At 59.4% G+C, this 25,747-nt stretch carries 30 protein-coding genes; 16 read left to right on the forward strand and 14 right to left on the reverse strand.

Annotated features, from left to right (window positions below; genetic code table 11):
- Positions 1-13 precede the first annotated feature (13 nt).
- Complete coding sequence (locus KI231_RS07370) at positions 14-946, forward strand: D-2-hydroxyacid dehydrogenase (protein ID WP_103307058.1); 933 nt, start codon at positions 14-16, stop codon at positions 944-946.
- 122 nt (positions 947-1,068) lie between these two features.
- On the opposite strand, the gene KI231_RS07375 is transcribed toward KI231_RS07370, so the two are convergent.
- Positions 1,069-1,662, reverse strand: coding sequence for a nitroreductase family protein (locus tag KI231_RS07375; RefSeq protein ID WP_213027850.1), 594 nt, complete (start codon positions 1,660-1,662; stop codon positions 1,069-1,071).
- Positions 1,663-1,940: 278 nt separating this feature from the next.
- On the opposite strand from KI231_RS07375, the gene KI231_RS07380 reads away from it, so the two are divergent.
- Entirely contained in the window at positions 1,941-2,390 is a 450-nt protein-coding gene (locus tag KI231_RS07380) for a YcgN family cysteine cluster protein (RefSeq protein ID WP_213027851.1), read from the forward strand.
- Positions 2,391-2,425: 35 nt separating this feature from the next.
- Entirely contained in the window at positions 2,426-3,655 is a 1,230-nt protein-coding gene (locus tag KI231_RS07385) for a hypothetical protein (RefSeq protein ID WP_213027852.1), read from the forward strand.
- A gap of 127 nt (positions 3,656-3,782) precedes the next feature.
- Here the strand turns inward: KI231_RS07385 and KI231_RS07390 are convergent, their stop codons facing one another.
- From KI231_RS07390 to KI231_RS07405, 4 genes are all read right to left on the reverse strand, one after another.
- Positions 3,783-4,160: a YgaP family membrane protein gene (locus tag KI231_RS07390; protein ID WP_213027853.1), complete on the reverse strand. Its 378-nt coding sequence runs from the start codon at positions 4,158-4,160 to the stop codon at positions 3,783-3,785.
- An 81-nt stretch (positions 4,161-4,241) separates the two neighbouring features.
- Positions 4,242-4,712 (reverse strand): RNA methyltransferase, encoded by a 471-nt coding sequence (locus tag KI231_RS07395; protein ID WP_007911337.1) that lies wholly within the window; start codon positions 4,710-4,712, stop codon positions 4,242-4,244.
- A 205-nt stretch (positions 4,713-4,917) separates the two neighbouring features.
- Positions 4,918-5,289, reverse strand: a complete 372-nt coding sequence (locus tag KI231_RS07400) for a YajD family HNH nuclease (protein ID WP_007911336.1) — start codon at positions 5,287-5,289, stop codon at positions 4,918-4,920.
- Positions 5,290-5,337: 48 nt separating this feature from the next.
- A complete protein-coding gene (locus KI231_RS07405; protein ID WP_103306145.1) occupies positions 5,338-6,024 on the reverse strand; it encodes a spermidine synthase in 687 nt (228 codons plus the stop codon).
- A gap of 78 nt (positions 6,025-6,102) precedes the next feature.
- Here KI231_RS07405 and KI231_RS07410 point away from each other — a divergent pair, with 78 nt between their 5' ends.
- Positions 6,103-6,387, forward strand: a complete 285-nt coding sequence (locus KI231_RS07410; protein WP_103306146.1) for a superantigen-like protein SSL4 — start codon at positions 6,103-6,105, stop codon at positions 6,385-6,387.
- On the opposite strand, the gene KI231_RS07415 is transcribed toward KI231_RS07410, so the two are convergent.
- Both KI231_RS07415 and KI231_RS07420 read right to left on the reverse strand, forming a co-directional pair.
- On the reverse strand, positions 6,384-6,857 hold the full coding sequence (locus tag KI231_RS07415) for a cyclic nucleotide-binding domain-containing protein (RefSeq protein WP_103306147.1): 474 nt from the start codon (positions 6,855-6,857) through the stop codon (positions 6,384-6,386). The two genes, KI231_RS07410 and KI231_RS07415, sit on opposite strands and share 4 nt — an antisense overlap.
- A 152-nt stretch (positions 6,858-7,009) precedes the next feature.
- Positions 7,010-9,064 carry a S9 family peptidase gene (locus tag KI231_RS07420; RefSeq protein WP_213027854.1) on the reverse strand — a complete coding sequence of 685 codons (2,055 nt, stop codon included), beginning with the start codon at positions 9,062-9,064 and terminating at the stop codon, positions 7,010-7,012.
- Between the two features lie 226 nt (positions 9,065-9,290).
- Here KI231_RS07420 and KI231_RS07425 point away from each other — a divergent pair, with 226 nt between their 5' ends.
- Genes KI231_RS07425 through KI231_RS07435 form a run of 3 tightly spaced genes read left to right on the forward strand, consistent with a single transcriptional unit; the run spans position 9,291 to position 11,135 of the window.
- Positions 9,291-9,788, forward strand: coding sequence for an MFS transporter (locus KI231_RS07425; RefSeq protein WP_213027855.1), 498 nt, complete (start codon positions 9,291-9,293; stop codon positions 9,786-9,788).
- A 15-nt stretch (positions 9,789-9,803) separates the two neighbouring features.
- A complete protein-coding gene (locus tag KI231_RS07430; protein ID WP_100847538.1) occupies positions 9,804-10,580 on the forward strand; it encodes a class II glutamine amidotransferase in 777 nt (258 codons plus the stop codon).
- A 12-nt stretch (positions 10,581-10,592) separates the two neighbouring features.
- Positions 10,593-11,135 (forward strand): DUF2937 family protein, encoded by a 543-nt coding sequence (locus KI231_RS07435; protein WP_103306150.1) that lies wholly within the window; start codon positions 10,593-10,595, stop codon positions 11,133-11,135.
- 162 nt (positions 11,136-11,297) lie between these two features.
- Here KI231_RS07435 and KI231_RS07440 read toward each other — a convergent pair whose 3' ends face one another.
- Positions 11,298-12,212, reverse strand: coding sequence for a LysR family transcriptional regulator (locus tag KI231_RS07440; RefSeq protein ID WP_213027856.1), 915 nt, complete (start codon positions 12,210-12,212; stop codon positions 11,298-11,300).
- Between the two features lie 158 nt (positions 12,213-12,370).
- Here KI231_RS07440 and KI231_RS07445 point away from each other — a divergent pair, with 158 nt between their 5' ends.
- The 4 genes from KI231_RS07445 to KI231_RS07460 all read left to right on the forward strand — a co-directional run bounded on the left by KI231_RS07445 (position 12,371) and on the right by KI231_RS07460 (position 16,107).
- Positions 12,371-13,657, forward strand: coding sequence for an MFS transporter (locus tag KI231_RS07445; protein ID WP_213027857.1), 1,287 nt, complete (start codon positions 12,371-12,373; stop codon positions 13,655-13,657).
- Between the two features lie 76 nt (positions 13,658-13,733).
- Positions 13,734-14,486: a 5-oxoprolinase subunit PxpA gene (locus KI231_RS07450; protein WP_213027858.1), complete on the forward strand. Its 753-nt coding sequence runs from the start codon at positions 13,734-13,736 to the stop codon at positions 14,484-14,486.
- Positions 14,483-15,187 carry a 5-oxoprolinase subunit PxpB gene (gene pxpB / locus KI231_RS07455; RefSeq protein WP_103306154.1) on the forward strand — a complete coding sequence of 235 codons (705 nt, stop codon included), beginning with the start codon at positions 14,483-14,485 and terminating at the stop codon, positions 15,185-15,187. Before KI231_RS07450 ends, pxpB begins: the two co-directional genes overlap by 4 nt.
- The gene (locus KI231_RS07460) at positions 15,184-16,107 is read left to right on the forward strand and encodes a 5-oxoprolinase subunit C family protein (protein WP_213027859.1); all 924 of its coding nucleotides are present in this window, start codon (positions 15,184-15,186) and stop codon (positions 16,105-16,107) included. The genes pxpB and KI231_RS07460 overlap by 4 nt, the downstream gene beginning before the upstream one ends.
- Positions 16,108-16,224: 117 nt before the next feature.
- Here KI231_RS07460 and KI231_RS07465 read toward each other — a convergent pair whose 3' ends face one another.
- Positions 16,225-17,403: a vWA domain-containing protein gene (locus tag KI231_RS07465; protein WP_027614532.1), complete on the reverse strand. Its 1,179-nt coding sequence runs from the start codon at positions 17,401-17,403 to the stop codon at positions 16,225-16,227.
- Between the two features lie 12 nt (positions 17,404-17,415).
- Positions 17,416-18,261, reverse strand: coding sequence for an AAA family ATPase (locus KI231_RS07470; RefSeq protein ID WP_007911294.1), 846 nt, complete (start codon positions 18,259-18,261; stop codon positions 17,416-17,418).
- A 200-nt stretch (positions 18,262-18,461) separates the two neighbouring features.
- Between KI231_RS07470 and KI231_RS07475 the strand changes: the two genes are divergently transcribed.
- Together KI231_RS07475 and KI231_RS07480 are read left to right on the forward strand one after the other, a co-directional pair.
- Positions 18,462-18,692 (forward strand): DUF4160 domain-containing protein, encoded by a 231-nt coding sequence (locus KI231_RS07475; RefSeq protein WP_213027860.1) that lies wholly within the window; start codon positions 18,462-18,464, stop codon positions 18,690-18,692.
- Positions 18,680-19,177 (forward strand): helix-turn-helix domain-containing protein, encoded by a 498-nt coding sequence (locus KI231_RS07480; protein ID WP_213027861.1) that lies wholly within the window; start codon positions 18,680-18,682, stop codon positions 19,175-19,177. The genes KI231_RS07475 and KI231_RS07480 overlap by 13 nt, the downstream gene beginning before the upstream one ends.
- Here the strand turns inward: KI231_RS07480 and KI231_RS07485 are convergent.
- The gene (locus KI231_RS07485) at positions 19,174-20,250 is read right to left on the reverse strand and encodes a DUF748 domain-containing protein (protein ID WP_103306157.1); all 1,077 of its coding nucleotides are present in this window, start codon (positions 20,248-20,250) and stop codon (positions 19,174-19,176) included. The genes KI231_RS07480 and KI231_RS07485 overlap by 4 nt on opposite strands.
- A gap of 126 nt (positions 20,251-20,376) precedes the next feature.
- Between KI231_RS07485 and cysK the strand changes: the two genes are divergently transcribed.
- Complete coding sequence (gene cysK, locus KI231_RS07490; protein WP_213027862.1) at positions 20,377-21,354, forward strand: cysteine synthase A; 978 nt, start codon at positions 20,377-20,379, stop codon at positions 21,352-21,354.
- A gap of 224 nt (positions 21,355-21,578) precedes the next feature.
- On the forward strand, positions 21,579-22,517 hold the full coding sequence (locus KI231_RS07495) for an aspartyl/asparaginyl beta-hydroxylase domain-containing protein (RefSeq protein ID WP_213027863.1): 939 nt from the start codon (positions 21,579-21,581) through the stop codon (positions 22,515-22,517).
- 55 nt (positions 22,518-22,572) lie between these two features.
- Here the strand turns inward: KI231_RS07495 and KI231_RS07500 are convergent, their stop codons facing one another.
- Complete coding sequence (locus KI231_RS07500; RefSeq protein WP_213028861.1) at positions 22,573-22,770, reverse strand: hypothetical protein; 198 nt, start codon at positions 22,768-22,770, stop codon at positions 22,573-22,575.
- Positions 22,767-23,291 carry a hypothetical protein gene (locus KI231_RS07505; protein WP_213027864.1) on the reverse strand — a complete coding sequence of 175 codons (525 nt, stop codon included), beginning with the start codon at positions 23,289-23,291 and terminating at the stop codon, positions 22,767-22,769. Before KI231_RS07505 ends, KI231_RS07500 begins: the two co-directional genes overlap by 4 nt.
- Before the next feature lie 451 nt (positions 23,292-23,742).
- On the opposite strand from KI231_RS07505, the gene KI231_RS07510 reads away from it, so the two are divergent.
- Positions 23,743-24,606, forward strand: a complete 864-nt coding sequence (locus tag KI231_RS07510; RefSeq protein WP_213027865.1) for a DMT family transporter — start codon at positions 23,743-23,745, stop codon at positions 24,604-24,606.
- Between the two features lie 146 nt (positions 24,607-24,752).
- On the opposite strand, the gene KI231_RS07515 is transcribed toward KI231_RS07510, so the two are convergent.
- Positions 24,753-25,661, reverse strand: a complete 909-nt coding sequence (locus tag KI231_RS07515; protein WP_213027866.1) for a DMT family transporter — start codon at positions 25,659-25,661, stop codon at positions 24,753-24,755.
- Between the last annotated feature and the right edge of the window lie 86 nt (positions 25,662-25,747).

Below are 25,747 nucleotides of genomic sequence, written 5' to 3' on the forward strand. Positions count from 1 at the left end.
GAAAGGTTTGAAGATGCGCGTTCTGATTGCTGAACACGACCACGCGATATACGCCCGGCTGCTGCGTCAGGCAGCGCCGGAGCTTGAAGTATTGACCAGCGGCGACTCCGCTGAACTGGCCCGTCAGGCCGCCGATTGCCCGGTATGGCTGGGGCAACCGGATCTACTCGCGACCCTGTTGCGCCAAGGCCATCAACCGCAATGGCTGCAATCGACCTGGGCCGGCATCACGCCGCTGCTCGCTGATGGCTTGCGTCGGGATTACCGCTTGACCCGCGCGGTGGGGATTTTTGGCCAGGTGATGGCCGAATACGTGCTGACTTACATGCTCGGCCACGAACGCGAAGTGCTGGCGCGGCTGGTCAGCCAGGTCGAGCGCAAATGGGACAACCGCACCGGCCAGAGCCTGGTCGGACGCAAGGTGCTGATCGTCGGCACCGGTGACATCGGCCAGAGCGTTGCGCAGTTCCTGTTGCCGTTCGGCGTCGAACTGTACGGTATCGCCAGCAGCGCCCGTGAGCAGGCACCGTTCGTTGAAGTCGGCTCGATGGCGGATCTGCCGCGTCTGGTGGGCGAGGTCGATTACGTGGTCAACCTGCTGCCGAACACCGAACACACCCACGATATCTACGACGCGGCGCTGTTCAAGCAATTCAAGCCGACCGGGTTGTTCATCAACGTCGGGCGCGGTGTGGCGGTGGTTGATGCGGATCTGGTGGAGGCCTTGAAGGAAGGGCATCTGGCGGGCGCGGTGATCGACGTCTGCCGTCAGGAACCGTTGCCGCAACGTCATCCGTTCTGGACGGCCTGGGGTTTGCTGTTGACCGGTCACAGTTCGGCACCGACTTCACCGGCGTTGATGGTGCAGTTGTTTGTCGAGAATCTGCGGGCGTATCAGGCGGGTGAAGCGTTGCGCGGGGAAGTGGATTTCAACCGCGGTTACTGATTCACCGCAAACAATGCAGGAGTGAGCCTGCTCGCGATAGCGGTGCGTCAGACAACATTAATGTCGACTGATACGGCCTCATCGCGAGCAGGCTCACTCCTACAGTTTTTTTGCGTTGTGGCTTACAGGGTGAAGTCGCCTTCTGCCGCGAGTTCGCTCAACGGGCGACGCGGGCTCGGCTCTTCACGCGCTTGCAGGTAATCCGCCAGCGTCGATTTGTCGCCAAGTTTGCCGACGGCCACTGCGGCATGCAGCGCATAACCCTCAGGAATGTTCAGCTCCTTGCGCGTCAGCTCCTGATCGAAGCCGGCCATGCCATGGGTATGCCAGCCGCTGATGCTGGCTTGCAGCGCCAGATGACCCCACGCCGAACCGGTGTCGAAGGTGCTCCAAAGCGCCGGCGTTTCTTCAGTGGCGCCCGGCACGGCGAAGGTGGTTTTCGAGATCACGATCACCAGCGCCGAAGCGTGCTGCGCCCAGCCACGGTTGAATTCGTTCAGCAGCCCCAGAAAACGCTCCCAGTTCGGCGTATCGCGACGTGCGTACAGAAAGCGCCACGGCTGCGAGTTATAGGCCGATGGCGCCCAGCGCGCCGCTTCGAAAAAGCTCAGCAGGGTTTCTTCCGGGATCGCTTCACCGGTAAAGGCGCGGGGCGACCAGCGGTCGGTGAACTGTGGGTGAATGGCGTATTCGGCAACGCGAAGGTTGGCACTCATCAAGAAATTCCTTGCTACGTTTGAGTAAAAGATTCGAACGAAAACCCGGCGGGATCAGTGCGCTGAACGATGGGGTTTTCCGAGCCGTGTCAGTTCACCGGGATGCAACGTGCTCGAGCGTTAATGGCTCCCGGGCAAGGCTCCTGCGACTGGCAAAGCTACGCGCCGTCACAAAAACTGACAAGTGCTGCGCAACCGGCAGTCGCCAGCGCTTGGCCCGCAAGGCCTGGGGCACTAGACTGGCGGCCTTTTCACCACCTGATGTTGATGCTTGAGCCATGGTCGCCAAAGTCGAACCGTTCTGGAAACGCAAAACCCTCGATCAACTGGATCTGGAGGAATGGGAATCGCTGTGCGACGGCTGTGGTCTGTGCTGCCTGCAAAAACTCGAGGATGAAGAGGACAACAGCGTTTATTACACGCGCATCGCCTGCAAACTGCTGGACCTGAAAACCTGCCAGTGCAGCGATTACCCGAACCGCATCAAGTTTGTCCCGGATTGCATCCAGCTCACCCCGGGCCAGGCCGAAGAGTTCAAATGGTTGCCGCCGACCTGCGGCTATCGTCTGGTCAGCGAAGGCAAGGACCTGCCACTCTGGCATCACCTGGTCTGCGGCGACCGCGACGCGGTGCACCACGAGCGAATTTCGCAGTCCGGGCGCATGCTCGCCGAGGGCAGCGTGCCGGAGGATGACTGGGAAGATCACCTGATTTTCCGGGCGGGCTAAACGCCCGCAAATCCAGATTTCAACAAGGAGTGGGTATGGCTGTGGGATTGCAGCGGGCGTTGATGGTTGCGCTGTTGGCGCTCAGCGCGCCGGCATGGGCGGCGAAGAAAGTCGATCTGGATTACCACGTACGCCTGTTGCCACAGAGCGATCAGGCTGAAGTGCGCCTGACCCTGGCCAAAGGTGAAGCGGTGCGCAGCCTTGATTTCGACCTCGGCGACGGCAGTCATTACAGCGACTTCAAGGCGGACGGCCAATGGCTGCTGACGCCCGGCAAACAGGCCCGTGGCGTCTGGCGTCCGACCAGCGACAAGGCCAGCCTGACCTACCGCGTGCGCATCAGCCACGGCCGCAAGAGCGGTAGTTTCGACACCCGTATGACTTCAACCTGGGCGTTGATGCGCGGCGACGAACTGGTGCCGTCGGCCAAACTCGATCAACAGGACGGCACCGAACTGGTCTCGCGCTTGCAATTCGAACTGCCCGAGGGCTGGAAAAGCGTCGAAACCGCCTGGCCACGCATCGGCAAGAACAAATTCCGCATCGACAATCCCTCACGTCTGTTCGATCGCCCGACGGGCTGGATGCTTGCCGGCCATCTCGGCAGCCGGCGCACGCGCCTGGGTGAAACCGAGGTCACCGTGGCGTCGCCGCAAGGGCAGGGCATGCGGCGGATGGACGTGCTGACGTTGTTGACGTTTGTCTGGCCGCAGGTACAAGCGCTGTATCCGCGTCATCCGACCAAGTTGCTGATCGTCGGCGCCAATGACCCGATGTGGCGCGGCAGCCTCGGCGCGCACGAGTCGATCTATCTCAATACGCGCCTGCCGCTGGTCAGTGAAAGCGGCAGCAGTGCCTTGGTGCGTGAGTTGGCGCAGGTGTTCGGCCGGATCAATGACGAGCAGCGCAGCGACTGGATCAGCGAAGGGTTTGCCGAGTATTACGCGATCGAACTGGTGCGCCGTGCCGGTGGTATGAGCGATGAGCGTTATCAGGCGTTACAGGCGAAATTGTCCAAGGACAGCCAGAAGGTTACAACCTTGCGCGGCGAGCAGATCAGCCCGGCGCAGATGGCGAAAGCGGTGGTGGTGTTGCAGGAACTGGATGGCGAGATTCGTTTGAAGACACGCAACAAGCGCTCGCTGGATGACGTGTTGCGTGGGGCGATGCATTTGGGGACGGTGAGTACAAAAGAATTTGTGCAACTGGCCGAGAGTGTTCTCGGCGAGTCTTCCAAAGTCCTCGATACCGCGTTACTTCAGTAACGCCGCCATCGCTGGCAAGCCAGCTCCCACAGTGTTTTAGGTCGGACACAAAATATGTGATCACCACAAGACCTGTGGGAGCTGGCTTGCCAGCGATGGGGTCATCAGCCCCAAAGCAAATTCTGGATCAAACCCCGGCTTTCGGCGATTTCACCGAATCATTGCCGGTAACGGTGGCGGTACTGGTCGCTGCTTCGGCATTGGCCTTCAGCTTGCTCAGTTCTTCACCCGCGCGTTCGATCTTCGCCCGCACGTTGTTCATGTCCTGACGGCTTTTCTCGATCAGGCTTTTCACCGAACTGTGCCCGGTAATCCCACGAGCCATGGCCACGCCGCCAATCGCCACCTGAATCAACCCGAACACCCCGCCACGGCGCAGGCCCTTGCCGACCATGATCACGCCGCCGGCCAAGGATCCGATGCGCTCCCAGCCTTCCACGTTCTGCTCGGAACGGCTCTGGAACGGGGTGGATTCGATACGCTCGACACGTTTGAGTTCGCTCATGATCTTTCTCCAGGCAATGAGTAATGGATAAACAAGCTGACTGCCAGAGCGGTCCGCTTGTTCCATCGGATGTGCGACGCTTCAGCGGAATTTCGGCCCGGAGCGGGTATTCAGGCCCTTGGCCATGCGGTCGTAGAGCACGACGTTGACCGTGGCGGCGAGGTTCATGCAGCCCGTGGTCGGGATGTACACGACGTCTTCGCACCAGTCGCGAATCTCTTTGTCCAGCGAGCCGTCTTCGGGGCCGAAGATGTACAGCGCGCGATCAGGGTGGGTGTATTCCGGCAACGGACGGGCGCCTTCGACCAGTTCCACGGCGACGGGCACGCAGTTGAGCGGGAGGATCTTTTTCAGATCATCGATGCCGATCAACGGGATGTCGTAGTGCACGCGTTTGGTATCGGTGACGAAATCGGCGGCGCGTTCATAGCGCTTGCCGGTGTAGAACACCGACGCCACGCCGTAGCAGCCTGCGGCGCGCATCACCGAACCGACGTTCTCCGGTGACTTGGGGTTGTACAAACCAATGCAGCTGTAACGTTTGTCTGCCACGAGCGGGGTGCCTTCGGGAAAAAGACGGCGATTATACGGGGATTGGGGGAGGGCGGGCAGATTCAGGACTTGCGCTGTCTGCTCTGACCTCATCGCTGGCAAGCCAGCTCCCACAGGTATCTCGGGTGTACACAAAATTTGTGAGCGACCAAAATAATTGTGGGAGCTGGCTTGCCAGCGATGAGGCCAATTCAGGCGATGAAGATCAGTCTTCTTTCTTCATCAACCCGGCCAGCGCGGCGAACGGGTTGTGCGTTGCCTTGGCGATTTTCGGCGTGCTCAGCGAGCCTTCGCTGAAATACTGCTGGTCGGTGTAGCGCGAGTGCTCGTTGTCGTGGCAGTACAGGCACAACAGCTCCCAGTTCGAGCCGTCCTGCGGGTTGTTGTCGTGGTTGTGGTCGCGGTGATGCACGGTCAGTTCGCTCAGGCGCTTGCCGGAAAACTCGCGGGTGCAGCGGCCACAGACGTGCGGATACATCTTCAGGGCCTTGTCGCGGTAGCCCATTTCCTTGTCGCGCTGGTTGTCGGCGAGGATGCGATCCAGCTTCGACGTGTTGGTTGGGGTGGACGAACTCATGGGTTCACCTTTGTAAAAGACTAATGACGGTTATGTGCAGAGTTTAGCTCAGCCCTTGAGTTTCTCGGCAATCCAGATCGTGTGGCGGGTGCCCTTGTTGCCGTGGGCGAACACCTGCACTTCTTCGGCCTTGAAACCGGCCTTCTTCAATTTGTCGGAAAACAGCCGATCGGCGCTGGCCGACCATACGGCGAGTACGCCTTTGGGACGCAGGGCCTTGGCACAGGCATTCAGACCGGCGGCGGAATACAGCCAGCTGTTGGCCTTTTGGGTCAGGCCTTCGGGGCCGTTGTCGACGTCGAGCATGATCGCGTCGAAGCCGTTCGGCTCGCTTTGCAGCACCTTGGCCACATCGTCCTGACGGATCACCGTGCGCGGATCAAGCAATGGCCGCCCGGACTTTTCGCCGAGCGGGCCACGGTTCCACTCGACCACGCCGGGCACCAGCTCAGCGACCACCACTTCGGCGGTTTTACCCAGATGCTTGAGCGCCGAGGCGAGGGTGAAACCCATGCCGAGCCCACCGATCAGCACCCGCGAGTTCGGCCGGCCAGCCACCTTGCGACAAGGAATCTCGGCCAGCGCATCTTCGGAACCGTGCATACGCGTGTTCATCAATTGCCCGCCGTCGCCGCCCTGGATCTTGATGACGAAATCCTCGCCATACTCGAACAGGCACAGGGCACCGCCGCTTTCAGGGATCGGGGTGGTGTCGAGCAGAACGAAACGTTTCATGGAAATCTCTACAAGGGGGAAGGCAAGCAGGCCCGTTGGGAGTAGCCTGAGCGCAGACTAAGGCCAACGGAGCCCTTGATGAAGCGCACCATTCTAACGGTCATTGCCCTGGCCGCGCTCTCGATTACTGCCGTGCAGGCACAGCAGGTTGTTCCGGTCAGCCCGGCGCCGCAGCCTGGCTCGCCCGGAACCGCGACACCGACACCGTATCCGCAGATCACGCCGATCAACATTCCCAAGTCGGGCGCCGGCAGTGGCAGCCCGCCGCTGGTGCCGATCGAAATGCCCAGTCCGCCGAGCAAGGATCAAGCGGTGCCGGGCATTGAACCGAGCGGCACCAAGGCCAAATCCCCGGGCGGTTAAATCTGCTGCGCCGCCAATTGGCCGTCGGCCATGCGCAGGCGTTTGGAGAGAGAGACGGCGAGGGCGCGGATGATCTTGGCGGCGATCTTCGGCGCGTCGTTGAGCATTTTTTCCAGCGAGTCCTTGCCCAGGTTCAGCAGTTGGCAATTGCTCGCTGCCACGCACGTCGCAGAACGCCTTTCGCCGTCCAGCACGGCCATTTCGCCGAACGCCCGACCACTGCGCAGGGTGGCCATGGTGATGACCTGGCCGTCGGCGCCGGTTTTCTGCACGGCGACCTGGCCGGTGTGGAGGATGCACATGAAGCTGCCGGCATCGCCCTCGCGGAAAATCGCTTCGCCTTCAGCCACGGTGCTGATGCTGAAGTAGCCGGATGCCGCTGCGAAATCGGCCAGTTGCAATTGATCGAACAGGCCGCAATCCATCAGCCAGTCGCGAATTTCGTTGTTGAGTAAGGTGGGTTCTGACATGTCGTGGCAATCTTTTTGTTTTCACATTTTCGAGGCTGTACACGGATCCCGTGGGAACCCTTTTTGTGGTGAGGGGATCGGTTTTCACGGAGATCTGTGAGGTATCGGCCTCTTGGGTCTGGAGTTAAGACCCAAGTGACCGACGGAGTTCCTCAGACGATGCCCAAAACCTTGAACACAAATGCGTATTCGAGCGCTACGTCACGTAATCCCTGATAACGCCCGCTCATTCCGCCATGGCCGGCGCCCAATTCAGTTTTGAGCAGCAGCACATTGTCGTCGGTCTTCGTCGCGCGCAATTTTGCCACCCACTTGGCCGCTTCCCAGTACTGCACGCGGCTGTCGTTGTAGCCGGCGATCACCAGCGTTGCCGGATACGCCTGAGCGCTGACGTTTTCGTACGGTGCATAGGCCTTGATCCGATCATAGACTTCCGGTTCCTGCGGGTTGCCCCACTCGTCGTATTCAGTGACGGTCAGCGGCAGCTCCGGGTCGAGCATGGTGTTGAGGACGTCGACAAACGGTACTTCGGCAATCGCCACACCGAACAGATCCGGGCGCTGGTTGAGCACCGCGCCGATCAACAGACCACCGGCGCTGCCACCGCTGATCGCCAGTTTTTCCGCCGTGGTGATGCCGTTGAGGATCAAAAACTCGGCGCACGCGATGAAGTCGCTGAAAGTATTGTGTTTGTGTTCCTGCTTGCCTGCGCGATACCAGGCTTCACCCAGTTCACCGCCACCGCGTACGTGGGCGATGGCGAAGGCCATACCGCGATCGAGCAGACTCAGACGTGCGTGGGAAAACCACGGGTCTAGGCTCGAACCGTAAGCGCCATAACCATAGAGATACAGCGGCACCGGTTTGCCGACCATTTCGCGTTTCATCACCAGGCTGATCGGCACCAGCGTACCGTCCGGCGCGCTCGCCCACAGGCGTTGGCTGACGTAAGCGTCGGCATCGAACGGGCCGAGTACCGGGGTTTCTTTCAGGACGGTCTGTTCGCCGCTGGCCAGTATCAATTGGCGGACCTGAGCCGGGCGATTCAACGCCTCATAGCGCAGACGAATGCGGTCGCTATCGAATTCCAGGCTGTTTTGCACGTAGAGGCTGTAGGCCGCGTCCGGCAATTGCACGCGATAAGGCGCCACGCCGTGTGGGTGAACTTCGATGATCGGCAAGCCACCTTCGCGCAGGCTCAGGGTCATGGCCTCGCTGTTGAGGCTCACACCGTCGAGCATCACCGTGTCGCTGTGCGCGATCAGCTGTTGCCAATCGGCCTCCGTCGGCACCACGCCAGTGTCCGGCGCCTGATACAGGGCGTAGTTGATGCCATCGCGGTTGGTGCGGATAAACCATGTCCATACGCCATCGAGCAGGCCATGGTCGACGTCGTATTCGTGATCCTCGACCCGTGGCGCCAGGCAAGCGAATGGCAGCTGCGGCTGGTTGGCATCCAGCGCCCAGACTTCGCTGGTAGTCTTGCTGCCCAGCGACAGCAGCAACTGCTGTTCGGAGCTTGCGCGGTAGCAGTGCAGGAAGAAACGCCCGTCCGGCTCGTGGAAAACTTCTTCGGCAGCGGTACCGTCGAGGCGGTAGCGGAACAGTTTGTGCGGGCGATGGGTGTCGTCGAGGACGCCGAAGAACAGCGTCAGGCTGTCGTTGGCCCAGGTCATGCTGCCGTCGCAGTCTTCGAACTCCAGTTCGCTGACTTTGTCGTTGGCCAGTTCTTTGACGAACAGCGTGTAGATCTCATCGCCCGAGGCATCAACGCTGTAGGCCAGACGCTGGTGATCGGGGCTGATGCTGAACGCGCCCAGCGAGAAGAAACCGCCATTGGCCAGCACGTTCGGGTCGAGCAACAGTTGCTCGCGGCTTTCATCGAGGGTCAGGCTGTCGTCCGCCGGACGCGGGCAGCGGTAGTGCCGGGCGTATTCGTCACCGGCAGTGGTGCGCGTGTAATACAGATACGGGCCCCACGGCGAGGGCAGGGACAGGTCGGTTTCAAGAATCCGGCCCTTGATCTCTTCGAACAGGGATTCGCGCAGCTCGGCCTGATCGGCGGTTTGCGCTTCCTGGTAAGCGTTTTCAGCCTTGAGGTAGTCGAGCACCGCGTCGGTGTCACGCTCCTGCAGCCAGGCATACGGGTCGGCGCCGGGTGCCTTGTGGGCAATCGGGGCACTGATGACGTTGGCGGATACGGGCATGGAAGGCTCTCGGACAATGTTCGGAATAGGGTTTTTCGCTGATATTGATACCGCCGCAGACCCTGTAGGAGTGAGCCTGCTCGCGATGACGGACGGCCAGACAACATAGGTGCTGAATGTGCCGGCCTCATCGCGAGCAGGCTCGCTCCCACAGGTTGCATGTCTATTGGGACAAGCCTGACGGGCGAAAAGTCGTTACTATAAGCGCCTCTTTGCCTGCCTTGCCATGGACACCATGACCGAGAACGACTATCTGATCGCCTGGGGCCTCTACGCCTTTGCCGCTGTAGGCTGCCTGTTGGTATGGATGCGCCTGACCACCTGGATGTGGCGCTGGCTGCGCGAACCGTTGCGCGTGTTGATGGCGGTGTTGCTGTTCAGCCCCACCATCATCGATCCGGTGAAGGAAAAGGTTGCGCCGGCCATCGCCATCACCGCACTGGATCTGGCCTTCAAGGTCGGCAACAACGCTTGGCGCGCAATCTCCGATCTGTTCATGTACGGCATGATCGCTTTTGGCATTTACCTGATCTTCGTGTTGATCCGCTTCCCGATCGAGCGCGCTTCCAGAGCTCGCCGCGAACAGGCTGAAGCCGCCAAGGCAGCGGCCCGGTCAGAGGATCGAGACGACGATCAACCGTTCGGTGGTGCCGGTGATGATCGTTATGGTCGCCCGCCAGTGCCGAACAATCCGCAGCGCATGCGGGTCGAGCCGCGTCTGTAATCCGAGAGTCCGCACATGTGTGAATTACTGGGCATGAGTGCCAACGTGCCGACCGATATCGTGTTCAGCTTCACTGGCCTGATGCAGCGCGGCGGTCGCACCGGCCCGCACCGCGACGGTTGGGGCATCGCTTTTTATGAAGGCCGTGGCCTGCGGCTGTTTCAGGATCCGGCGGCGAGTTGCGAATCCGAAGTCGCCAACCTGGTGCAGCGTTACCCGATCAAGAGCGAAGTGGTCATCGGCCACATTCGTCAGGCCAACGTCGGCAAGGTCTGCCTGTCCAACACTCACCCGTTTGTCCGTGAACTGTGGGGGCGCAACTGGTGCTTCGCGCACAACGGCCAGCTCGCCGATTTCACCCCGATCAAAAGTTTCTACCGCCCGGTCGGCGATACCGACAGCGAGGCGGCGTTCTGCGATTTGCTCAATCGTGTGCGTGCAGCATTCCCGGAACCGGTCGATATAGAAGTGCTGCTGCCGGATCTCGTCGCCGCGTGCGCCGAATACCGCAGCAAAGGCGTGTTCAACTGCCTGCTCAGCGACGGCGACTGGCTGTTCTGCTATTGCTCGACCAAACTGGCGCAGATCACCCGACGCGCACCGTTCGGCCCGGCTCGCCTGAAGGATGTCGATGTGATCGTCGACTTCCAGGCGGAAACCACGCCCAACGACGTGGTCACGGTGATCGCCACCGAACCTCTGACCGAAAACGAAACCTGGACCCGCTACGAACCGGGCCAATGGAGCCTGTGGCGACGCGGCGAATGCGTCAGCCAAGGCAAGACCGAATAAGGATTGCACCCCATGTTGCTCAGTTATCTACGGCTGGTGTTGTTTGCGGCGGGCCTGTTGATCGGTGTCCAGGTGCCGGGGTTCATCAGCGATTATGCGAAACGCGTCGAGGCTCATCTGATCGAAGCGCAGACCGGCCTGCGCGGGTTTCAGGGCACTGCCGAGCAGTTTTTCAAAGGCGACTTGCAGGCGCTGGTTGCGCATTACCGCGCCAGCGAAGATCCGGTATTTCGCAGCGACGCCGACAGCCTGAGCACCTTGCTCAATCGTCAGCTGGCGCTGGACAAGCAATACCAGGCGATGCAGGGCCCGTGGTACATCCGCTTCCTGCAAGTGGTGCTGGCCGCTGATCCGGACATCCGCAAGGAAACCTGGAATGGCTACAGCTACCAGATTCTGCTGACGCCAGAGGCGATGATCTGGGGCATGAGTGGCGCGCTGCTGCTGTCGTTCGGGATTGAATGCCTGTTCCGTCTGATTGACTGGGTGGTGCTGGGCGGCAAGCGTCTGCGCCAGAGCCGGCCGATCGAAGATCGCGACGTGCGCGGGTTGTAAGGCCTGCACAACCCGTTGAAGTGAGGGGATTCTGTGGTGAGGGGATTTATCCCCGATGGGGCGCAAAGCGGCCCCCTATGGTGTGTCAGGTAAACCTGATGCTGCAGGTTTGAGGGCTGCTACGCAGCCCATCGGGGATAAATCCCCTCACCACAGGTGTGATCAGTCAGTGAGGGTGATGTAGTCCTTGCCCACTTTGTGCGCATACCCCGCCAACACCTGCTGACACAACGTCACAATCTCCTCGACCCACTCAACCCCCACTCGCCACGACACCACCACTTGCAAGTCCGGCGGCCGCTGATCAATGGCCAACAATGTCAGTTCCCCCCGCGCCAATTCCTCCGCCACCAGCACGGGCGGTAACACGCCAATACCAAATCCATCACGCAACAACCGCGTAATCGCCGATACCGAATTCACACAATTCAAGCGCGGCGCCAGCACGCCATTTGCCTGCATCAACGCCAGAATGTCCTGATGCGGCCGGGAGTTTTTCGAATAGGTGATGATCCGTTCCTGCGCCAGTTCGGCCAGATCGGCGTACTCGCGGTTGTAGATCGAATTACTGGCGACAATCCAGCCCAGCGGATGGCTGGCCAGCTCCAGGCTGCGCACGCTTTCATGGCGCACCAGGTCGGTTTGCAGGATCAGATCGAGAAAGCCTTTTTGCAGCTGATCGCAGAGGTTCAGCGAGGTATCCGCCACCAACTCGATTTCCACGCGCGGATAGAGATCGGTCATCTGCGCCACCAACGGGCTCAGCCAAGTGTGGATCACCGTGTCCATCACCCCGATACGCACCCGACCGACCTTGCTTGAAAGGGTTTCGATCGATTGCTTGAGCGCACTCATGGTGTCGAGCATCTGCTCGGCATAGTCCAGCACTTTCAAGCCTTCGGGCGTCAGGCTGACCCCGCGAGAATCACGCAAAAACAGCTTCACGCCCAGCTCACCTTCGAGCACCGCGATACGGCTGGAAATCGACGCCTGGGTGGTGAACAGCTTGTCGGCGGTCAGGCGAAAACTCTTCAGCCGGGCGACCCAGACAAAGGTCTCGAGAAACTTCAGGTTCATGGCAAAGGCTCGGGTGACAAATTTTTCTTATGCCTAAGGCGGGTTTTTATTCGTTGGACGCAGCAGGGCGGAGCGCCCAAAAATCGGCGCATCCGGTTCCCACGATAGGCGTCGCGGGATCTGCGAACAAGACCAATAAAAACCTGCGGAGATTTGCCATGAGTGCTCCCGACACCATTGATTTACCCAAGGCAGCGGCGCGTCCGGGGCCGTTCGACTGGTACCGCAACATCAATCAACAGGAGCGCCGCACGTTCTGGAGCTGCAAGATCGGTTACGGTCTGGACGGCATGGACACGCAGATGCTCAGCTTCGTGGTGCCAACGCTGATTGCGATGTGGGGCATCACCACCGGTGAAGCCGGGCTGATCCACACCAGCACCTTGATCGCCTCGGCCATCGGCGGCTGGGTTGCCGGCATCCTTTCCGACCGCATCGGTCGCGTGCGCACCCTGCAACTGACCGTGTTGTGGTTTGCCTTCTTCACCTTCCTCTGCGGCTTCGCCCAGAACTACGAACAATTGTTGATCGCCCGCACCCTGATGGGCTTCGGTTTCGGTGGCGAATGGACCGCCGGTGCGGTGCTGATCGGTGAAGTGATCCGCGCCAAGGATCGCGGCAAAGCGGTGGGCATGGTGCAATCCGGTTGGGCTTTGGGTTGGGGGCTGACGGCGATTCTGTATGCGCTGTTGTTCTCGGTACTACCGCCGGAAGACGCCTGGCGCGCGCTGTTCATTCTCGGCATCGTCCCGGCGATTTTCGTGATTTTTGTCCGTCGACTGGTGAAAGATCCGGATATTTACCGCGAAGCCAAGGCTGCACAAACACCCCAGAACCCGGCGAAGTTCTACGAGATTTTTGCCCCCGGCATGCTCTTCACCACATTCCGTGCCTCGCTGCTGACCACCGGTGCGCTGGGTGGTTACTACGCAATCACCTCGTGGCTGCCGACCTTCCTGAAAAATGAACGCGGCTTGAGCGTGCTCGGCACCGGCGGCTATCTGGCCATGGTGATCGTCGGTTCCTACGTCGGGTATGTGATCAGCGCCTATCTGACCGATCTGCTGGGGCGCAAAAAGAACTTCGTCCTGTTCTCGGTGGGCTCGTTCACCATCGTTCTGCTGTACACGCAAATGCCGGTCAGCAACGCTGTGATGTTATGGCTGGGCTTTCCGTTGGGCTTTTTTGCTTCAGGGATCTTCAGCGGCATGGGCGCGTTTCTCACCGAGCTGTTTCCAACGCGGATTCGTGGTTCCGGGCAAGGCTTCTGCTACAACATCGGTCGTGCGCTGGCCGCATTGTTTCCGCTGCTGATCGGTTTGCTCAGCCAGAAAGTGCCATTGAGCATGGGCATCGGTGCGTTCGCTGCAGTGTCCTACGGCGTGGTGATTCTCGCGGCCTTGAGCCTGCCGGAGACTCGCGGCAAGCAACTCGATGCACAGTAACTGCTAACCTGCGAGGCACTGCCCGGCGGGCAATGTCCTACGGATAGAAAGACAAAAAGCTACAGGAGTGTTTACCGTGAGCCGCCTGTTATTGAATTGCGACATCGGCGAGAGTTTCGGCAGCTGGACCATGGGTCTGGATGCCGAAGTCATGCCCTTCATTGATTGCGCCAACGTCGCCTGCGGCTTCCATGCCGGCGACCCGAGCATCATGCGCAAAACCGTCAGCCTGGCCCTGAGTCACGGCGTGCAGATCGGCGCCCATCCGGCCTATCAGGATCTGGTCGGCTTCGGCCGCCGTTCGATGGCGTACTCCGCGCAGGAACTGCAAGACATCCTGCATTACCAGATCGGCGCCCTCGACGGCATTTGCCGGGCCCAAGGCGGGCGAGTCAGTTACGTCAAACCCCACGGTGCGATGTACAACGACATGATGGCGAACCCGGCGCAATTGCGCGCGGTGATTCAGGCCGTGGCGGCTTACGACCGCAGTCTGCCGCTGATGCTGATGGCCACTCGTGACAATCGCGCTGCGCAGCAGATCGGTGATGAGTACGGCCTCACGCTATGGTTCGAGGCCTTCGCTGATCGCGCCTATGACAGCGCCGGCAAACTGGTTTCACGGCAACTGCCGGGCGCGGTGCATCACGATCCCGAGATCATCATCGAACAAGCGCTGAAGATTGCCCGTGGTGACAATCTGATCGCCAACGATGGCAGCGCCTTGCGCCTGCAAGCCAACACCCTCTGCGTACACGGCGACAACGCCAGTTCGGTCGCCGCCGTGCAACGCATTCGCGAGGCCCTGAATCAGCAGGATGCGCAATGAACCCAAGGATTGAAGTGGTGGCACTGGATTGCCTGATGCTGCGTCTGTTCGATGAAATTGCCGAGGCCAACATGCCGTGGATGCTGGCGGCCAGCGAGCGGTTGCGTCAGGCCTTCGGCACGCAGTTGATTGATCTGGTGCCGTCCTATACGACGTTGATGGTGCATTACGACCTGACTTCATTGAGTCCGAATCAGGCGCGGGAGTTGATTGCGCAGGCGCTGGTCGACCTGTCGCCGAATGCGCGAACCGGCGGCCAGTGTCATGTGCTGCCGGTCTGGTACGACCTGAGTGTCGGACCGGAACTGAGCTTGCTCGCCGAGCGCAGCGGTCTGGCGCTGGAGGAGGTGATTCGCCGTCACAGCGCCAGGGAATATCAGGTGTTCGCGCTCGGCTTTGCGCCGGGTTTCGCTTTCATGGGGTTGGTCGAAGAGATTCTGGCGGCGCCACGGCTGAGCACTCCACGGAAAAAAGTCGCGGCCGGCAGCGTCGGGATCGCCGAACGCCAGACCGCCGCCTATCCCGTGGTCTCCCCCGGCGGCTGGAACCTGATTGGCCGCACGCCCGCAAAGCTGTTTGACCGCAACCGCGATGGCTACAGCCTGATGCAACCCGGCGACACCGTGCGTTTCGAAGCGGTGAGCCATGCCGAATTCATCCGTTTTGGCGGCGATGACACGCCTCTGGAGGCGCTGGCATGAGCGGACTGAAGATTGAAGCGAGCACGCCGCTGTGCCTGTTGCAGGACGCAGGACGTTTTGGCGTGCGGCATCTGGGCGTGACCCAGGGCGGTGCGGCGGACTGGCGTTCGATGAGCTGGGCCAATTGGCTGCTGGGCAATGGGCTGGACGTGCCGGTGGTCGAAATTACCCTTGGCGGGTTTGCCGTGGTGGCTGAGGAGGACTGCTTGCTGGCATTGGCCGGAGCCGATCTCGGCGCGCAGATCGACGGGCAGCCAGTGGCGCCGTGGCGCAGTTTCAAACTGGCCCGAGGGCAGAAGTTGCAGTTCACTCAGCCGCTGCTCGGTGCCCGTGCTTATCTTGCCGCACCCGGTGGATTCGACGCGCCGAAGGTGTTGGGCAGCAGTGCTACGGTGGTGCGCGAAGAACTTGGCGGTCTGGATGGCATGGGCTTGCCGTTGGCCAAAGGCGCGACGCTGACTTATCAGGGGCACGCCTTGCTGGTTCGTGAGGTGCCGATGGAATATCGTCCGGATCTACGGCTGAATACGCCGCTGGATCTGGTGCTCGGTGCACAGATCGGCGAGTTCAGCGGGCAGAGTCTGTTTGATCTGTTCAACAGCGCGTGGACGCTCGACAGTCGCGCCGATCGCATGGGCATTCGCTTGCTCGGCAAGGCGTTGCAGTATCACGGCCAGCCGATGATTTCCGAGGGTATTCCGTTGGGGGCCGTGCAGGTGCCGCCGGATGGGCAACCGATTGTGCTGCTCAACGATCGGCAGACCATTGGCGGCTATCCGCGATTGGGGGCGCTGACGCCGTTGGCGTTGGCGCGGCTGGCGCAGTGTTTGCCGGGGGCCAAGGTGAGGTTGAGGCCGGTGGTGCAGGACGTCGCGCACCGGGAGCATGTCGAGTATTTGCAGCGCTTTATCAATCGCTAAAAGCATCGCGGGCAAGCCCGCTCCCACAGTGTCCGAGTTGTACTCGAAATTTATGTACACCACCGATACCTGTGGGAGCGGGCTTGCCCGCGATGGCGCCAGTCCAGACAACAACAATTATTTGGACAGAAACCGCATCCCTTCCTCAAGCCCACGCAGGGTCAGCGGATACATCTGATCCTCGATCAAATCGCGCACGATATTGGTCGACGAGGTATAGCCCCACGTATCTTTCGGATACGGATTGATCCAGATGAGCTTCTTGTACTTCTCCATGAAACGCTGCATCCACAGGTAGCCCGGCTCCTCGTTCCAGTGCTCGACGCTGCCGCCGGCCTGGGTGATTTCATAAGGTGCCATGGCCGCGTCGCCAATGAAGATCACTTTGTAGTCGGCGCCGTACTTGTGCAGCAGATCCTGAGTGGAGAAACGCTCGGAAGTGCGGCGCATGTTGTTCTTCCACACCGATTCATAAATGAAGTTGTGGAAGTAGAAGTACTCCAGATGCTTGAACTCGGTCTTGCAGGCCGAGAACAGTTCTTCGCAGATCTTCACGTGCGCGTCCATCGAGCCGCCGATGTCGAACAGCAACAGCAGCTTCACTGTGTTGCGCCGTTCCGGGCGCATCTGGATGTTGAGCAGGCCGGCGTCCTTGGCGGTGTGGTCGATGGTGCCGTCGATGTCCAGTTCTTCCGCCGCGCCCTGGCGGGCAAATTTACGCAGACGGCGCAGGGCTACCTTGATGTTGCGCGTGCCCAGTTCCACCGAGTCGTCGAGGTTCTTGTACTCGCGCTGATCCCAGACTTTGACTGCTTTGCCTTGGCGTTTGCCGGCATCGCCGACCCGAATGCCTTCCGGGTTGAAACCGCCGGAACCGAATGGGCTGGTGCCGCCGGTGCCGATCCATTTATTACCGCCGGCGTGGCGCTCCTTCTGTTCTTCCAGGCGCTTCTTGAACTCTTCGATCAGTTTGTCCAGGCCGCCGAGGGACTGGATCTGCGCGCGTTCCTCGTCAGTCAGCGAGCGCTCGAACTCCTTGCGCAACCAGTCTTCGGGAATCAGCGCCTGCAAGTGATCGTCGAGTTTTTCCAGACCATTGAAGTAGGCGCCGAACGCGCGGTCGAACTTGTCGAAATGCCGCTCGTCCTTCACCAGAATCGCCCGCGACAAGTAGTAAAACTCGTCCATGTCGGCGAAGGTCACGCGCTGTTTCAGCGCGTTGATCAGGTCGAGCAGTTCGCGCACCGACACCGGTACCTTGGCTGCACGCATTTCATTGAACAGGTTGAGCAACATGGCATCAGCCTCTTAGCGGGTGCCGCGACGGCTCATGAACGCCAGACGCTCAAGCAGTTGCACGTCCTGTTCGTTCTTCACCAAGGCACCCGCCAGTGGCGGAATCGCTTTGGTTGGATCGCGTTCACGCAGCACGGCTTCGCCGATGTTGTCGGCCATCAGCAGTTTCAGCCAGTCGACCAGTTCCGAGGTCGACGGCTTCTTCTTCAGACCGGGAACCTTGCGCACGTCGAAGAACACGTCCAGCGCTTCGCTGACCAGATCCTTCTTGATGTCGGGGTAATGCACGTCGACGATTTTCTGCAGGGTGGTGCGGTCGGGGAAGGCGATGTAGTGGAAGAAGCAGCGGCGCAGGAAGGCGTCCGGCAGCTCTTTCTCGTTGTTCGAGGTAATGATGATGATCGGGCGCTTCTTGGCCTTGATGGTCTCGTCGATCTCGTAAACGTAGAACTCCATCTTGTCGAGTTCTTGCAACAGGTCATTCGGGAACTCGATGTCGGCCTTGTCGATCTCGTCGATCAGCAGAATGACCCGCTCTTCGGACTCGAAAGCCTCCCAGAGCTTGCCTTTCTTCAGGTAGTTGCGCACGTCATGGACTTTCTCATTGCCCAGCTGCGAGTCGCGCAGACGGCTCACCGCGTCGTACTCGTACAGGCCCTGATGAGCCTTGGTGGTCGACTTGATGTGCCAGGTGATCAACTTGGCGCCGAACGATTCGGCCAGTTGCTCGGCGAGCATGGTCTTGCCGGTGCCCGGTTCGCCCTTGACCAGCAGCGGCCGCTCCAGGGTGATGGCGGCGTTGACCGCCAGCTTCAGGTCATCGGTGGCGACGTAGGCCTGGGTGCCTTCGAACTTCATCTGCTAATCCTCGAACGGTAACGCCGACCTGACGGGCAGGGCGGGGGCGAAATAATCGGATGCCCCGACTATAACGCGCAGCCCGGTCGACTGTGAACGCAGACGGCTTATTCAGTCTCTGAATGGGGCGTCACATGTTGACTCAGTCTCGGCGGTTGGCCAGTATTCAGGTATCGCCGATTTGGCGATAGCCTTCGAGCATGACGACTAAATACAGATTTCGCGACAAATACCGCATTCAGTTGCGCGAGAAGGATCACCCGCCACCCCATGTTCACCTCATAGGTGGCGGCTTTGAAGTGATGCTGAGCCTTGAAACCGTGGAGGTCATGACGGGCAAGGCGCCGCCGCTGATTATCAAGGAAGCGCTGGCGTGGGTTTCGGCTCATCAAGCGCAACTGTTGGAGGAGTGGAAACGATGTTACCCATGAAAAGGCCTCGTCTGTCAGCTGTGCAGGCACTGTCAGATTTTCGATTGGCCCTGACCTTTATTGATGGCCAGGAACTGATACTTGATCTGGGCCGGGATATTCAAGCTTATCCAGGTCTGCGGCCATTGCTCGATCCCGAGGTGTTTTTAACCGCTACATTGGACGACGACGGCTGGACTGTCGAATGGCTTGAGCCCGATATACAGATTGGCGCAGACACGCTCTATATGGATGCACTGGCTCAAAACGCGGCCGATGAAAATACTCGAATTTTCATTGATTGGCGTGCCCGTACGGGGCTGTCTCTTAATCAGGCTGCGGAGGCATTGGGTGTCAGTGCGCGCAGCATCAGCCGCTACAGTAATGGTCGTGAGGCGGTGCCGCGTTCTTTGGCGTTAGCATGCCTGGGCTGGGATTCTTTGCAGCAAAGGTCGACGATGGCAGCGGAAGAGTCTGGTCGCTACATTGTCAATCGAAAGCCTTAGCCTGCATCCGGCTTAGGCCGCTCATACCGGGCATTAAATGCCTGAACGAAACCGTTGCGTAAAATCTGCAAAAACGCCTCGAACGCGCTGATATTTTGCTGATGCACGTTGCCGCTGAGTTCGACCTTGGTAGCGAACTGGTTCTTTGCCTGATTCTTCAGCACAGTCTCGGTGCCGCCGACGATTGCCTCCCACACCGAGCGGAAGATGCTTTTGTTCTTGTTTTCGACGTCCTGTTGCCAGTTGAACACTTCGACATCGCGCAGCAGTGGTTTGATGTAGCCGCTGACCTGGGCTTTTTTCGCCTGGGCTTCGATGACCACGTCACCGTGGCCGGCGTTGAAGTCGAACTTGCCGTAGGCCGAGGCGAAGTCGTTCATGCTTTTGAGTTCGATATCTTTGGCGCGCAGGCGGAATTCAAAGTCTTCGAAGTTGCTCAACGGGTCGAAGGTGGCGGTGGTTTCCAGCGGTGCATGGCCGAGCAGCTTGGCCTTGCCTTCGAAGCGGGCATCGCGTTTGCCTTCTTTGTCGACCACGTTGGTCAGGTTGTAAATGCTGGCGTCGACATTGGTGGCATTCATGTTCACCGGTGGCTTGGAGTTGAAGTTGCGGAAGCTGATTTTGCCGTCGTGAATCTGCACTTCGTCGAGGGTGATCGGCAGCAACTTGCCCAGTTGCGCGCGCCAGTCGGTACCCTGACCGGTCTGGGAGTTCTGCTTGTTGGCGCCACCGTCGACAAAGTTGATTTCGGGATTGAAGAATTTCACCTGCGCCACCACCGCATGGTCGTACCACAGCGAATGCCAGCTCACGGCGAGATCGATCAGCGGCGCGTTAACGAAGGGCACCGGAACCTTGCCGTCGACCTTGACGATTTTCAGACCGTTGATCTTGTAGGCGCCGCGCCATAGCGCCAGGTCGACGTCGGTGATCTGGCCACGGTAATCGCCCATGTTCGCCAACTTGTCGTTGAGATAATCGCGTACGACATAAGGCAGAGCGATGTGCAGGGCAATCAACAACACGACGATGACGGCGATAATCCCTAATGGCCAGCTGTAACGACGTTTCATGACGGCAATTCCCGAACGACGTAAGCGATTGACTGTTGCCGGCCGCAGACGTTCGACCCGACTGGACTGCAATGGGCAACAGGCATACCGTGGGCGCTGAATTCAACGCTGCATAAGGACCCAGCCATGAGCCGTATTTTTGCTGACAACGCCCATTCCATCGGTAATACGCCGCTGGTGCAGATCAACCGCATCGCGCCACGTGGCGTGACCATCCTGGCCAAGATCGAGGGGCGCAACCCCGGTTATTCGGTGAAGTGCCGGATCGGCGCCAACATGATCTGGGACGCCGAAAGCAGCGGCAAACTCAAGCCGGGCATGATCATCGTCGAGCCAACGTCGGGCAACACCGGCATCGGTCTGGCCTTCGTCGCCGCCGCCCGTGGTTACAAACTGACGTTGACCATGCCGGCGTCGATGAGCATCGAGCGGCGCAAGGTCCTCAAGGCTTTGGGTGCCGAGCTGGTGCTGACCGAACCGACCAAAGGCATGAAAGGCGCGATCGAGAAGGCTGCCGAGATTGTTGCCAGCGATACCGGCAAATACTTCATGCCGGCGCAGTTCGACAATCCGGCCAACCCGGCCATCCACGAAAAAACCACCGGCCCGGAAATCTGGAACGACACCGATGGCGCCGTCGATGTGCTGGTGGCTGGCGTCGGCACGGGCGGAACGATTACCGGTGTTTCGCGGTATATCAAGAATACCCAGGGCAAACCGATTCTGTCGGTGGCGGTGGAGCCGGTGTTGTCGCCGGTGATCACCCAGACGCTGGCGGGTGAAGAGGCCAAGCCGCTGGCACCGCACAAGATTCAAGGCATCGGTGCCGGTTTCGTACCGAAGAATCTGGATCTGGCCATGGTCGACCGGGTCGAGCAGGTCACCGACGAGGAGTCGAAGGCGATGGCCCTGCGCTTGATGCTGGAAGAAGGCATCTTGTGCGGTATCTCCTGCGGTGCAGCGATGGCGGTTGCCGTGCGCCTGGCGGAAACCCCGGAAATGCAGGGCAAGACCATTGTCGTGATCCTGCCGGACTCCGGTGAGCGTTATCTGTCGAGCATGTTGTTCAGCGATCTGTTCACCGAGCAGGAGAACCAGCAGTAACCCGGTAAAGCAAAGGATCGCAGTACAGGCTGCGATCTTTTGATCTTTGACTCAGGTCAGCCACCGTTCAGGACCGTTATGTTAATAAATGCTTTATTGCGCAATTCTTAATACTGAATATTAGGTTTAACGGGTTTTTCCCCAGGCCGGTAGTGTTTATCATGGCCGGCTGCCATGCCGGGTAAAGGGCGTGCGCAGTGTTGTCTTTATTCAAGGAGTCGTTGATGACCTTTTCGTTAGCCGCCAAGGTGTTGGTGTTGCTGCTGTTTGTGGGCAGCATCCTTTACGTGCATTTGCGCGGCAAGGCGCGCCTGCCGGTGCTGCGCCAGTTCGTCAACCACTCGGCGCTGTTCGCGCCGTATAACGCCCTCATGTATCTGTTTTCCGGCGTGCCGTCCAAGCCGTATCTGGACCGCAGCAAGTTCCCGGAACTGGATGTGCTGCGCGATAACTGGGAAACCATTCGCGACGAAGCCATGCACCTGTTCGACGAGGGTTACATCCGTGCGGCGGAGAAGAACAACGATGCCGGTTTCGGTTCGTTCTTCAAGAAGGGCTGGAAGCGTTTTTACCTCAAGTGGTACGACAAACCGCTGCCGTCGGCAGAAACCCTGTGCCCGAAAACCGTCGCGCTGGTCAGTGCCATTCCGAACGTCAAGGGCGCCATGTTCGCGCTGTTGCCGGGCGGTAGCCACCTCAACCCGCATCGCGATCCGTTTGCCGGCTCCCTGCGTTATCACCTCGGTTTGTCGACGCCAAACTCCGACGACTGCCGCATCTTCGTCGATGGTCAGGTCTACGCCTGGCGCGATGGCGAGGACGTGATGTTCGACGAAACCTACGTACACTGGGTCAAGAACGAAACCGACAAGACCCGCGTCATCCTCTTCTGCGACATCGAGCGGCCGCTGAGCAACCGCCTCATGACCCGCATCAACCGCTTCATCAGTGGCTGGCTCGGCCGCGCGACCGCACCGCAGAACCTCGACGACGAACGCGTCGGCGGTATCAATCAGGCTTACGCCTGGAGCAAGAACTTCAGTGACAAGTTCAGCGGCGTGGTCAAGCAGTGGAAGCGCCGTAACCCTAAGGCCTACCGCGTTTTACGGCCGGTGCTGGCAGTGGTGGTGTTGACGTTGCTCGGGTATTGGCTGTTTGGATAAAAGCCGCCGGCAATAAAAAACCGCTCCTTGTGAGCGGTTTTTTATTGCCTGCAAGTCAGCGCCGTCCGGCGAGGACGTCGGGTTCGTTGTCGATCCCTGTAATCAGTAGCTGAAGAAAGCGCTGCTGATTGGCTGATAGCTCGGAGGAGTCAAGCTTTTCGTCCGTTTTGGTTGATCGTTTCTTAATGGGGGATTTTTTCACAGATTTACGCATGCTCCCGCCCTCGTTGATCATTACTTGAACAGTTTTCACGATACTTTACTCTCCACTGTGAGGACAAGGCGGCCTTCCAAATCAAATTTGAAGCCGAGTTTTGTATAAACAGGAATTGCTCCTTGTATCGGTTCCTGGACTTCAATGCACTTACTGCCGATTATTTGCGCAAACTCATCGATGGCCATCATCGCCAAAACCGCAATACGCTTTTTAAGTGGGTGCGCGCCGGGTCGCCCCTCCAATCGCACGATTCGAATTCGCTGACGGCTTTTGTTTGGATTGACGAAACAAAGTCCGCATAGCTGTTCTTCAAACCAGATCGCGATATCCAGGGACAAGGGCTCTCGTGACTTCCATGCGGCAATCTCTCGCCAGCAAAAATGCGGATTCTCCCAAAGCTCAAACGCGCTCAGTGCTAGGGCATCGATAGGTTCGAAGCGTATCTTCGAAAAGTCTTGTCCTGCTGAAAGTTGTAATAGAGCAGTGGCGATACTTGCCTGCCTCCTGGCAAGCGACCGATACAACTGATAGCGCAGATAACTCCGTTCCCTTGGCATATGACTTCGAGCATTCCATGTCTCCCCATCGATAGGTGTTGCGGTTGCTCCACAGCCTATTCAGCCGTCATCCATTCGTCGTTACCGGCCCTTTGCCCAAATCATTGCAATCCATGTCCCACGCTGGTTATAGTCGGCGCTCGCGAGAGTCATCACTCTCGTTTCCATCCTCGGAAAAAGATCAGCCCCAATGCCTGCATCCCTCATCAACGCGGTAGTCGATTCAGCGGTCAACGCTGGCGTCGTGCCGTGCGGGAATCAGCAGCCAAAGCAGATCAGTCATTACCCCCCACCTGTCAGTAGCACGCCGGTGTGCGCAGTCGTATCACCGCCGGGCGTTGGCGTTTCGGGCTGATCGGCAGTTTCTGCTGACCCCTGTGCCCGCCTGAAAAAACCTACTGAATTTCAGCTTCGGCTGAGTTGGCTTTTTGCCTGACTACAGGTGGTATTCATGTTTGTCCTTTCGAAAAAAACCGCGCTCGCGGCGGCGTCCACGAGCCTGTTCGTTATGTTGTGGAGCAGCGGGGCGATCTTCTCCAAATGGGGCCTGGCCCACGCGTCGCCCTTTGCCTTTCTGCTGATCCGTTTCGTCATTGCCCTGTGCGGGCTGGTGCTGCTGGCGCCGTTGCTCAAGTTGAAACTGCCCAAAAGCGGCAGGCCTATGCTGTATGCGATCGCCACGGGCATGGTGTTGTTGGGCGCTTATCAGATTTTCTATCTGCTGGCACTGAACACCAAAGTCACACCGGGGGTAATGGCGACGATCATGGGCGTGCAGCCGATTCTCACGGTGGTATTAATGGAGCGGCAGCGTTCGGCGAGCCGGATGTTTGGCCTGGCGTTGGGGTTGGCCGGGTTGATCATGGTGGTTTACCAAGGCATTGGTTTGGCCGGGATGTCGTGGGCGGGGATGCTGTTTGGCTTGCTGGCGCTGGCGAGTATGACGCTGGGGTCGATCATGCAGAAACGCATCACCGACAATCCCCTCGGAACGTTGCCGGTGCAGTATCTGGCGGGCCTGTTGCTCTGCGGGATCTTTGTGCCGTTCCAGCCGTTTCACTTCGAACACAGCGCCGGTTTCATCGTGCCGGTGCTGTGGATGGGGCTGGTGGTGTCGGTGCTGGCGACGCTGTTGCTGTATCGCCTGATCGCACGGGGCAATCTGGTGAATGTCACCAGTCTGTTCTATCTGGTGCCGGCGGTGACAGCGGTGATGGACTATCTGATTTTCGGCAACCGCCTGGCCGCGTTGAGCGTGCTGGGGATGCTGTTGATCATCGTCGGTCTGGCGTTCGTGTTCCGTAAAACCGGCTGACCTGTAGGGTGATGGCGGCCGAACAGCCGCCATCGCGGGCAAGCCCGCTCCCACAGGGTTTTGTGTTGAACACCCATGATGTGGACGACATCAATCACTGTGGGAGCGGGCTTGCCCGCGAAGACTGAATCAGCAACGCCGCAAAATCATCGGGCTGGCGCTGCAGAAGACTTCACCACCGCCGGCTTCAACACCAGCCACAACGCCAGCGCAATCAACACCCCGCCATACAGATGCGCCATCGACAGCGGCTCATCGAGCAGCAACGCACCCCACAACACGCCGAACGCCGGAATCATGAAGGTCACGGTCATTGACTTCACCGGGCCGATGGAACTGAGCAGGCGGAAGTAAATGATGTAGGCAAACGCCGTGCAGCCCAGGCCCAGGCCCAGCAGCGAAAGCCAGACACTCCAGCCGCCCCAGCTTGCCGGTGGTGCGGTGATCACGCTGTAGCCGAACAACGGCAGGAGAAACAGTGAAGCACCGAGCATGCTGCCGACCGCCGAGAGTCGACTGTCGAGCCCACCACTTTGATCCAGCCAGCGCCGGGTGAGGAAGCCAGCGAAACCGTAGCAGGTGGTAGCGAGCAGGCAGGCGAGGGCGCCCATCAGCAGTTCCAGATCGAAGGCCACCGGACCTGCGCGCGTAAGCACGCCGACGCCGAACAGGCCGAGGAACACGCCGGTCAATTTCGCGACGGTCAGTTTTTCACTGAAGAACAAGCCGCCGATCAGCACGCCCATCAGCGGCGTGGTGGCGTTGAAAATCGCCGAGTAACCGGCCGGCAACACTTGGGCCGCCACCGAATACAGCGTCGCCGGAATCCCCGAGTTGATCACCCCGAGCAACATCACGGTTTTCAGCTTGCCTTTGAAATCCCAACTGATGCGCATCAACCCGAGGATCACCAGCAGGCCGACGGCAGCGATCGACACACGGAAAAACGCCGTCGGAATCGTGCCGATCACCGGCGCAATAATGCGCATGAACAGAAAACTCGCGCCCCAGATGGCCGCCAGCGACAACATACGGAAAATATCGACTGGGCTCACGACGGGTCTCCTTCCTAGATCGGGACGAGAGTGTTGCCGAGCACCTTGCCAATGGCAACCGCCAATCGGGCAATTAACTTTTCCCG

It is taken from the genome of Pseudomonas sp. Seg1, assembly GCF_018326005.1.
In the GTDB taxonomy this organism is placed as follows: Bacteria; Pseudomonadota; Gammaproteobacteria; order Pseudomonadales; family Pseudomonadaceae; genus Aquipseudomonas.